General features: G+C 65.0%; 11 protein-coding genes and 1 pseudogene. 3 read left to right on the top strand and 9 right to left on the bottom strand.

Features of this window, described 5'->3' with window-relative positions; translation table 11 throughout:
* Positions 1-118 precede the first annotated feature (118 nt).
* The 5 genes from MFF58_RS26535 to MFF58_RS26555 form a co-directional block, all read right to left on the bottom strand.
* Positions 119-1,555, bottom strand: a complete 1,437-nt coding sequence (locus MFF58_RS26535; protein WP_238292345.1) for a phage/plasmid primase, P4 family — start codon at positions 1,553-1,555, stop codon at positions 119-121.
* Positions 1,552-2,478: a DUF7146 domain-containing protein gene (locus MFF58_RS26540; protein WP_238292348.1), complete on the bottom strand. Its 927-nt coding sequence runs from the start codon at positions 2,476-2,478 to the stop codon at positions 1,552-1,554. Before MFF58_RS26540 ends, MFF58_RS26535 begins: the two co-directional genes overlap by 4 nt.
* Positions 2,475-2,930: a hypothetical protein gene (locus MFF58_RS26545; RefSeq protein ID WP_238292350.1), complete on the bottom strand. Its 456-nt coding sequence runs from the start codon at positions 2,928-2,930 to the stop codon at positions 2,475-2,477. The genes MFF58_RS26540 and MFF58_RS26545 overlap by 4 nt, the downstream gene beginning before the upstream one ends.
* Complete coding sequence (locus MFF58_RS26550; protein WP_238292353.1) at positions 2,927-3,829, bottom strand: hypothetical protein; 903 nt, start codon at positions 3,827-3,829, stop codon at positions 2,927-2,929. Before MFF58_RS26550 ends, MFF58_RS26545 begins: the two co-directional genes overlap by 4 nt.
* Before the next feature lie 276 nt (positions 3,830-4,105).
* The gene (locus MFF58_RS26555) at positions 4,106-4,306 is read right to left on the bottom strand and encodes a hypothetical protein (protein ID WP_238292355.1); all 201 of its coding nucleotides are present in this window, start codon (positions 4,304-4,306) and stop codon (positions 4,106-4,108) included.
* A gap of 130 nt (positions 4,307-4,436) precedes the next feature.
* Between MFF58_RS26555 and MFF58_RS26560 the strand changes: the two genes are divergently transcribed.
* Together MFF58_RS26560 and MFF58_RS26565 are read left to right on the top strand one after the other, a co-directional pair.
* Entirely contained in the window at positions 4,437-5,018 is a 582-nt protein-coding gene (locus MFF58_RS26560; RefSeq protein WP_238292357.1) for a TraY domain-containing protein, read from the top strand.
* 842 nt (positions 5,019-5,860) lie between these two features.
* Positions 5,861-6,715: an SGNH/GDSL hydrolase family protein gene (locus tag MFF58_RS26565; protein WP_238292359.1), complete on the top strand. Its 855-nt coding sequence runs from the start codon at positions 5,861-5,863 to the stop codon at positions 6,713-6,715.
* A gap of 659 nt (positions 6,716-7,374) precedes the next feature.
* Here the strand turns inward: MFF58_RS26565 and MFF58_RS26570 are convergent.
* The 3 genes and pseudogenes from MFF58_RS26570 to MFF58_RS26580 form a co-directional block, all read right to left on the bottom strand.
* Positions 7,375-7,854 carry a hypothetical protein gene (locus tag MFF58_RS26570; protein ID WP_238292361.1) on the bottom strand — a complete coding sequence of 160 codons (480 nt, stop codon included), beginning with the start codon at positions 7,852-7,854 and terminating at the stop codon, positions 7,375-7,377.
* Positions 7,855-8,120: 266 nt separating this feature from the next.
* Entirely contained in the window at positions 8,121-8,336 is a 216-nt protein-coding gene (locus MFF58_RS26575) for a recombinase family protein (protein WP_238292367.1), read from the bottom strand.
* 538 nt (positions 8,337-8,874) lie between these two features.
* Positions 8,875-8,997: pseudogene (locus MFF58_RS26580) on the bottom strand (integrase core domain-containing protein); the annotation flags it as partial.
* 72 nt (positions 8,998-9,069) lie between these two features.
* Between MFF58_RS26580 and MFF58_RS26585 the strand changes: the two are divergent.
* Positions 9,070-9,264, top strand: coding sequence for a hypothetical protein (locus tag MFF58_RS26585; RefSeq protein ID WP_238292364.1), 195 nt, complete (start codon positions 9,070-9,072; stop codon positions 9,262-9,264).
* 312 nt (positions 9,265-9,576) lie between these two features.
* Here the strand turns inward: MFF58_RS26585 and MFF58_RS26590 are convergent.
* Positions 9,577-9,724, bottom strand: a 148-nt coding sequence (locus MFF58_RS26590; RefSeq protein WP_238292365.1) for a sugar transferase, incomplete at its 5' end; no start/stop codon positions are given.

The raw sequence follows: 9,724 nt of genomic DNA on the forward strand, positions 1-9,724 counted from the left end.
TCCGGTTTCAAGGTTTTTGAAACCACCCGTTTATCCGTGAACGCGCGCACGTACACGTATAAGGAGGATGGGGAAGTTGCAGAAACTTTTGAAACCTTGCGCGCTTTGAACATAGCGGTCAGTGCTCCCGTCCGTTGTCCATGTTGAGCCGAATGCCGCGGTATCCTCTCGTCCTGATGGCCTTGATCTGCACGGGGTCAGGGAAGCCGCGGCGGCGCATCGCTTCCTTGAAGGTCTTGCCGGTGCCGGGCGCTTCCCCAACCGCCTTGGCGTAGTCAGTCCAGGCATTGAACAGCACGACCTTGCCCTCGAACTTGTGGTCGTTCTCGCGGTCCACGTCGCACCGCTCGTCGAGGAACTGCTGGAAGATATCCTGATCAGCGAAGTAGTCCTGCGTCGCGGCCAGCACGGAGGCGGGCTTGCACAAGCCGTGCTGCTGCCAGTCCAGGCAGCCCTCGATCATCCAGCGCAGGATGCCGGGCCACTCGGCGCGAAGCTGCTCCTCCAACGTCGGATCGGGGTGCGTGGGCTTGCGGGTGAACGGGATGATCAGGAAGCGGCGGCGGATCGCGTCATCGAGGTTGGTGATCGCCGGGGCGTAGTTGCCGAGCACCGTCAGCTTGAACTGCGGCCTGAACTCGAAGCTGTTCTGCCGCATGAACCGGGCGCGGATCGTCTCGCCACCGGTCAGGGACTTCACCCGCGCCTCGGCCCACCGCTTGCCGGCCTCGGTCTCGGACGCTGAGACCATGCGGGCGCCGGCCAAGGTCGCCAACTCCTCCGGGTGCCGCTCGTGGGGGGACGCGGTGAAGGTGTCGAGCGCCGCCACCTTGGCGTAGTCGCCCATGATGCCGCCGACGACGTTGGCGAACACGGACTTCCCGTTGCCGCCCGGCCCATGGAAGAACGCAAGCGCCTGCTCCTGCGTCGAGCCAGTGAGGTTGTACCCGGCCCACTGCTGCAGGAAGCACATCAGGTCCTCGTCTGCGCCGGTCGACTCCTCTAGGAACAGGACCCAGCGGGGGCAGTCGGCACGCGCGGCGGGCGCCACCGCAGTGTTCTTGGTGATCAGGTCGTTCGGCTTGGGTGCGCGGATCAGACCCGTTCGGAGGTCGACCGTGCCGGCCGGGGTGCCGAGGGCGAACAGATCACGATCCCAGTCGTCGGTGACCACAGCAACGTCCTGATCGCGGCTGGCGTGCTCCTCCACGCCCTTTGCGAAAGCCGCGCGGCCTGCGCCCCGCTTGGTGCCCGCGGACTCGTCGAAAGACATCTCGCGGGCCAGATCCCGCGCCCAAGCGAAGGCCCGCCGGGTCTTGTCCTGCTGCCACCGCTGGCCGTCGTAGATGAACCACGATCCGACGGAGTGGTCGTACCGAACCCGCGCACCGTGACGGCGGATGAATTCAACGGCCACCCGGTCCTCCGACAGGATCTCGCCCGCGAGCGCGGCGACGGCCGCCGCCAAGGTCGGGTCACCGGGCCGGTCAGAATTGGGCTTGAAGATCTCGCGCCGTAGGTCATCGGCGTGCTGATCGTGCTCGCTCAGGCTCATGCTGAGGCGCCTCCCATCACGACATCGTTGAGGTCTTTGTGGTTCGCGGGGGGCCACACGATTTCGACTGTCCGTCCGGCGGCGCTCCAGCGGCTGCCGACCGCCTCGACGGCCTTGCGGCTGGCCCCGGCGTCGTTCTCGCCGATCACGACGAGGCGCTGGACGTCCGGCAGCACTGGAAGCTTGCCGATGGCGCCCGACGTGCCGAGCGCCCAGATCGGGGCAAGGCCGTAGTGCTCGCGGGCGGCGAGGGCGGTCTCGATGCCCTCGGCGACGTGCAGGGTGTCCGTGACGGCCGACACGGGGTCGAGCATCACCGCGGCACCCTCGGCAGTACCGAGCATCTTGCGCCCGAGCTTCGTGCCGTCCGGCGCGAGAGCGGTCCTGTGGACCCCGATCACCCGGCCGGTGGTGATGCAGGTCAACGGCGCGATCTGCGCGTGCGCGGTGTCCTGCTCCCAAGGGCAAGCCGGGTGGTAGAGCAGGGCCGCCCCCGCGATCTCGGCCGGCAGCGTCAGGCGTCGTCGGTTCAGATGCAGCTCGACGGGCGTCCCGATCGGATCCTGGCCGGCGCCGCAGATGGCCCTGGCCTTTGCCTGACGGCGAGCAGCAGCGGCGCGTGCGCGGGCCTCGGATCGGCGCCGGGCTTCAGTCAGACGCCGGATCTCCTCCGGGTCGGCCCGACGCGCCGTGCGCCAGTAGTCGTGTCCGGCCCCGAAGCCGGACGCGATGTAGTCGTTGCAGGTCGGCCAGGGGTCGCCCGCGAAGCTGTGGGTCATCACCCCCAGCGGCGAGGTCTCGCACAGCCAGACGGCGAGGCTGCGATCCTCATGGCTATGGCCGGGACCGGGGATGTAGGCGCGGTGGCCCCGCACCTCACCCCCGAACCGGGCCGTCACCTGATGCAGGTCGGTGACGATCATGCGGTGCGCAGCTCCTGGTCGAGCCGGTCCGTCAGCACGGCGAGCCAATCACCCTGGCGGATGCTGAGGTTGCCGTGCAGCTTCGCGATGTCGGCGAGGAACGACCGCTCGCGGGCGCTGAAGCACCAGGGGCGGCTCTGGCAGAAGCGGATGCGGGCGCGGTGCTCGGACTCCTGACGGGGCGTGTAAGCCCGCTTCCAGGCGTAGGCGTCGAACGGACGGATGCGGGAGGCGCCTCCCGAATTGTTCCGGCGCCGTGACGGTTCAAACATCGCGTCGACGCGAGGTTCGCCGGTCGGGATCGCGGCGACGAGGTCGTGCCAGTCGAGGCCGACGGCCTGCAGCTTCCGGCCCACCCCCCGGCAGGCGCCGAGGGCTTCGTGGTCGTTCTCGGCTCCGCAGAGGGGCAGCAGTGCGCGAACGCTGATGGGGATCGGGCGCGGCATCGTCATGCCCGGTCCTCCAGCATGTCGGAGATGCGGCCGATCAGGGCCCGCTCGGACTCCTCGGCGACCTGAGCCACGGCCAGCGCGTCGGCGGGCAACATGGCCTCGATCTCGGTTCGCAGAAGCCGGCGCAGGACGCCCGCCGGCATGGCTTCCGCCTCGACCGTCTCGCGGACGTGGAGCGCCCGGCGGTCGCCCGCCTTCCTCGGCTTGCCGGGCAGGTCGTAGGTCTCGATCTGCTCCAGGGTGATGCCGAGCCGGGTGAACGTCATGTCCACATCGGCCCAGAGGTGGCTGCGCAGCTCGCGCTCCAGCGCCACGTCGATCAGGACGCCAGCCGGGTCGAAGTCGCCGATGTAGAAGATCACCACCGGCTTGCCGTCGCGGCGGGCGTTGATGCTCTCGGCGGCTTGGTAGGCCAGTGAAATCGAGGAGAACCCGCCGCACGGGTACAGGCTGACGGCAAGCTCCTCACAGTCGCCCTGGATCGTGCCGGCTATCGACCGGCTCTCGGTCCAGACCTCCACGTAGTGGCTGGCCATCTGCCAGAGGTCGGCGCGGTAGAGGCCCTGCACCCGGCGCAGGAAGTCACCCGTGCCGGAGAACGTATCCACGAAATAGCCGCGCCGGGTCGCGTCCGTGATCCAACCGTAGGGCAGGGTGCCGGCCCGGCGCATCTTCACGATCCGGTCCTGGACCTGCGCATAGCCCGCATCGGTCTTCTCGACCGGCTCGGGCAGGCGCGGGTTCGTCATCCGGTAGAAGACGTGGCGGACCGACTGCGGGTGGTCCTCGGCGAGCACGTCGAGGATCTGCTGCTCAAGCTGCCCGACCTGGGCGGCGGTGCGGCGGGGCCGCTTTATCCGGCCCGCCTGATAAGATGAGGTGAGGGAGGGCGCGTTCATCTCGTCGCCCTCCAGGAGTCGAGGCGAGGGAACGCCAACTCGGCGATCACCGCGGCGGTGGCCGGCGGGATCCCGAAGCGTCGGGCGAGGAATAGATCTTGTCGGAAGGGTCGGGACGCCGTAGATCTCTCGATACCAGCCGCCACAGCTGTATCAGAGAGCCCTGCCGTCGCCCCAACGCGATGCGCGGGGTTTCTCATTTCTGGGGTCCTGTTGAGCGCCGGCCGCATCGGCGCGGAATGAGCGGCCCGCGGGACTCGCCCGCGGAAGCGGGGATCAGGCGGCTTGCTGCAGATCCATCCCGAGCAGCGCCGCTGCGACCTTGGCCGGCACGACGATCCGTTTGCCGATGCGGATTGATCCGACTTCGCCACGCGCGATCAGACCGTAGAGTCCGCTCGCGGACACGCCCGCTTCCCGGGCGAGGGGACCGACCGGCACGCTTTTGCCGGCGGTGACATCTGCGCGGACGTTCATGCGCTCCACCTCTCCAATCCGTACTTTTGTACGCACTGGGCTGAACGTAGAGCCCGTGCGCCTTGAAGGCAAGCCCAATCCGTGTCTATGTACGCACTGGATTGGAAGGACTGGGCGAATGCCGCGGAGAGTGTTTGAGGGCGAGGCGCGCAAGGTCGCGCTCAACATGAAGACGACGGCAGACGTACGCGAGCGGTTAGAAACGGCTGCGCAGGTATCTGGTCGTTCTCTTACACATGAGGTCGAGCACCGGATCCAATCGTCTTTGGATCAGGAATACTTGCTGCGTGCCACGTTTGGCGCAGGATTTCAGGCGGAGATGTTCCGGCGCCTCGCTTATGTTGTTCGTGACGCCCGCAAATTTTGCAGAGAGCACAAGTTCAGCGAGGTAGAGACCAGAAAGGTCATCGCCGCGGCCTGCAACCGGGTGATCTCGGTGTACTGCTGGGCGGGCGGCCCGCTACCGCAGGAGAGCCATCAGAGTGTGCACGGGAAACCCCTCCCAGTGAGCAAGCGGAAGCCGGAGCACATCGGGGTAGAACTTGCGGACTCGGCGATGATGTTCGACGACGATCAGGCTTGGGAGGAATTAGACCGCCGAATTGCAAACCACTGGACAGGCAACGGTCGCACGGACGACTGGGTCGCGGAGTGTGGTGAGCAGGGCAACCCGCCGGGTACTACCCCCCTCAAGGACATCATGGTTCGCTGATAGCCTGCGACAGAACAACGCAATTCGCACAAAAACGAATAGGCGGCGTACTCAATGGAACGGTCGTAATTCCGACCCGAATTGCCTGTGATACAAATCGACTGACTGTGCTTTTCTCCTCGAATGCTTCGCTTCGGGGAGTTTCGACGTGCGCACCGCCCACGATGAGTTCCTGACCCTTCGCCTCCCGGCCTCGCTGCGCCGGGATCTCGACGCAGCCGCCCGCGCTGGCGGTGTCTGCCTGTCCGTTGCGACCCGCACGCCCCTGGCGGTAGGCCTTCAGGCGATCGGGGCTGTAGCGCTGCGTGATGCCAGTCGGCGAGTTCTGAACGACCGCCGCCACGGCTCGGAAGGTGCCGGCCGATGATCGTGCGCGCGGCCGACCTGCCGGAGCCCTGCCCCTCCCCGCCATCGTCCCCGACTATCAGCCCGCGCGGCGCGCTTGCTGAGCACTGTGCCGGCCAGTTTCTATCCGCGTTCCGTCGTCTGCACTTCGATATAAGCCATAGCATAGCTTTGCGTGCAGCAAGCTTAGCAGCTTAAATCCTTGGCCCAGAGTTCCTGTCTCTGTTTAGTTCTTGGTTGCATTGCGGCAATGATTTCTGTATTCATAATCCCATTCACGCAGTGATTCGACAAACTCGTCGAAGGCGGCCGCAGCTGGCGGCGGGACCGGACAGGTCCTCTGTGCGGAAGCATGCCACTCCCACGGTGAGCCCATAGCCATCCAGGCTGTGCGCTCACACGCTCCTGTAGCTCTGGAGCTGGTGCCCCAGCACGTGCGCAGCCGACGCCACGTGCCTGAGCTTCGCTCTGTCGGCGTGCCTTCGGGAGCAATGATGATGACGCGCCGGCTCAGCGAGGATCAATCGGGGGTTCTGCCCGCACTTGCCCGTCGCTGGGGCCGCGCCGCAGGCGGCATTGCCTTGCTCCTCGGCTTGAGCCTGTCCTCGACGGCCGTGCTCGCCTACAACGACCTGCTGCCCACAAGCGTGCAACACGTCGTCGATGGTCTCATTCCCACCGACGTTTCAGATCTCCCGCACGTCGCGCACAGCCTCGCGACAGGCGGCCCCCTGCGGATCGTAGCCTTTGGCTCGTCCTCGACGGAGGGGATCGGCGCCAGCACACCTTCGGCCGCCTATCCGGTCCGCCTCCAGGCTGCGTTGCAGCAGGCACTGCCTCAGAGTGCAGATCGCATCACGGTGGCCAACCGCGGCATCGGCGGTGAGGCTGTCGACGATATGCTGGCTCGCCTCGACCGCGATGTGATCGCACCGCATCCCGATCTCGTCATCTGGCAGACAGGCAGCAACGATCCGCTGCGTGGGGTGTCGCTCGATCACTTCCGGGCGGCTACGATCGCGGCAGTTCGCCAGATCCGTGAGGCGGGGATCGACGTCGTATTGTTGGAGCCGCAGTGGTGCCCGAAGCTCGATGCGACGCCGGGCGCGTACCGGTTCCGCGACGCAGTGCGCCAGATCGGGGCTGAACTCGATGTGCCCGTGATCCGTCGTTCGGAGATGATGCAGGCGTGGATTTCGGAGGGGAAGCTGATCCGTGAGCAGCTGTTCGCGTCCGACGGTCTGCACATGGCCGATCGCGGCTATGATCTGCTCGGGCGAGCTGTAGCGGAGGCGGTGCTGCAGGCAGCCGGTTACGCCCCGGCCGTGAAGGTCGCCTCAGTCCGCGACTGAGGATCCTGATGCCCCTTCACCGTCGCCTGCGGATCGTAGGTCTGGCCGTGCTGCGCGGAACTAGGCTCGAGATGGAGGTCGGCAGGGTTGGTGTCGCGCGTGTCTGCCTTTCACCCCGCCTTGCGCTTTGTTGTTGACGGCCTGACTACGTAGCTCGCCAAAGCCAAAATCTAGACGCATACGTAAATTGCATTCATTGCACGATTTTGCCTCATTTCGAGAACAGTTAATGCGTCGTTAACCATTGCTGGCGCTGGTTCGCTTGGTTCGAAGGAGCCTAACCCATGCTCTCGGCCGGTTTGCTTGTCGTAATCAGTGCAGCACTCAGCGCGGCCGCCGCGGGCGCTGTCAGCGGCCCTCACGCCCGCGACGAGTAGAACTTCCATCCGCGGTGCGGCCACGTGTGACGTACCCGCGACAGGGGTGATTTCCCGTTAGCTCGGCCGTCGTCGGCCTTCGAACCGGCACAGTTCAGCCGGCACTCTGACCGGGCCACACGCGCCCCGGTTCGCCTGATGCTCGCTGCTGTCCGCACCTTTGTTATTGAGCACCGCGAACGTAGCGCCGTGCTCGCCTCGTCAGGGCTGTTCTTGATAACCGTCTACGCCTTCACAGCCATCTTTCTGTGATCTGCGCATCGTGCCGCTAGGTGCTGCGGATTAGGGCAACTTCCAAGTCGCCTTGTGAGGCACAATGGTCATCGGTCGGGCTCCCTCAGGTACCTTCACGGCCTGGAAGGTGTAGTCGGCTGACCCGGTGATGCCTTGATATTTTCCCGTCCCACCGACGAACACGTGGCGGCCGCTCTTTGCGTTCGCCTCATAGGTCGAAAACACCTGATCACCGTCCTTGTCGGTGTCGATGCAGCTGCCGCGGTTGACGACATCGTTGCCGTTGGCTTCGCGCATGCCGATGCAGCGCGTGCCCATATCGTTGAACGGAGCTTCTCCCGCGTCATTGCGTGTGATGCCGGCACTTTCGTAGATAGAAGCCGTCCGGTCACCCATCTTTATTGGCGATGCGGAAACATTGACGTAGTTAGTTGTATAGGAGGCGGTGCCTTCCTTTGGGAAATCTCCTGCTGTAGCGCCTGAGCAAACAGCCATCATCAACACTCCGGCCCACTTCACGTTCCGCATCGATCCCTCCATATATTTATAGTGCGTATTTTTGGTATTAAGCGAAAATGTTTTTATTGTCCTCGTGCTGGCTACTGATCATTGTATATCGTTACCGGGAGATACAAGGCAGAAACATAAGCGTGTGCCTCAGCTCGTGAACCAGCAGCTCGGCACAACAGCGTTCTTCATTTCGTCCGCCTGCCGACCGTCACCGCATAGCTCTGCCTGCGCCTCCACCCGCGCGATTTCTCGTACGGTCTGATCGGCCGAGGTCGCTCGCCCCTTCAGCAGTCTCGTTCCGGCCAGACACCGCCCAGGCGCAGCGACCAGAGCACATTGCCGTTTGAGGCGGTGAGGCAAATGCGTTCGCATCCGGCCTTGGTCAGCGCACCACGCTGCAGGTCGAGGTTCTGGTCCAAGGTCGGGACACTGGCACGTCCGATGAGAAATGTCGGGATAATGGAAAAACCGCGTTTATGCGGCAATAGAAAAGCCGACACGGTTCTCCGACAAAAACGGGGCTGTTTTGAGTGGCTCGCGACGGGCTCCCCGACTTCGTCGGGAAAACGATCGGTTCGCCGACACCCAACAATCCCGGCGTCTGGCGCATAGCTATTGCGAGGGACCCTGTGCCTGGACGATGGCAGCCTTCACCCGTGCCACGCCCGCCGAAGCGATGTCGGGATAGGGACAGCTTCGCGCTGCCTCTCCCGCCCGTCGCCGTGCCGTATGTGGCCGTGATATGAGTTCTCCCGTGGCAATCGCCTCGAAATAGGCCCGCCAGTAACCCGGCCCCATCGGCCGTAGCGCACTCGATCCCTTTGACGACGGCATGGGCATCCCCGTGCAGCAGGACGTGGAGAGCGGCGATCATCCTATCAAACGGGTGAATGTCACCTCAATCGTCACGACGGCCGCATGTCCGTCCGCTGCGGTGGAGTCCGTATGAACACCGATCCGTTGACCGATACGAACCATCGCGGACGGCCCTTCCACCTGGAGTGCACCCTGTTTGGCCGGACAGGCAGCGGGGTGGGTTTAGGCAGTCCGGCTGAGGTACTCCCGAGGCGAGAGCATGCGCAGTCCGGAGTGCGGGTGGATGGTGTTGTAGTCCTCGAACCAAGCCGGCAGAAGCCGCATGACGGTTTTGGCGTCGGCTAGGATGCCCGAGCGGAACCCCCTAGCCCGCGCGTAATTGGGCCGAGTGACGGCCACACAAAGAAGCAAAACACGATGGCAGATTTCCAAGACGGCAAGCACATGAAATCCGCCAAGCTGCGCGCAACGGTGACTCAGCCGCGCGGCAGCCCGGGCGCTCAGGGCTACACGAGCCAGGAAGCCTTGCAGAAGGAGGTGCCTGAGAACAATCGCGCGGCCCGTCGCCGTGATGCTGCCGTGGCCAAGCAGGCCAAGGGCGAGGAGGCGTAAAGGTCAGAACCCACTTATCGCAGGCGTGGTGTTCAAGGACGGCACGGCGCCGAGCGTTCTTTTCCAGCCCGGCAGCATACTCGACATTCCATGTCCCAATCCGCACGGGTGTAGTGTTCTGGCGTGTTATGCCGTCCGCGCCGGACGCACCTGCGACCGCTCGGCCGCCTCCCGCCACGCATCGCGCTTGGCCTGCACCGCCTTGATGTGGGCGTGCAGATGGCCGGCGTCGATGGCGGTCTCCATCAGCATGTCCTGCGCGGTGGCGAGTTGCTAGCTCAGCTGTCGCCTGACCGTTGGTCCCGCGGCGGATTACTTACTTCCGCGCTGGGCGAGGACGGCGGGGATGGTGCGCAGGAGGATGGCGAGATCCCGGCGCAGGCTCCAGCGGGTGGCGTAGTCGAGGTCGAGGGCGACGCGCTCGGCGTAGGTGGTGTCGGAGCGGCCCGAGACCTGCCAC

This window comes from Methylobacterium longum, from assembly GCF_022179385.1.
GTDB lineage: Bacteria > Pseudomonadota > Alphaproteobacteria > Rhizobiales > Beijerinckiaceae > Methylobacterium > Methylobacterium longum.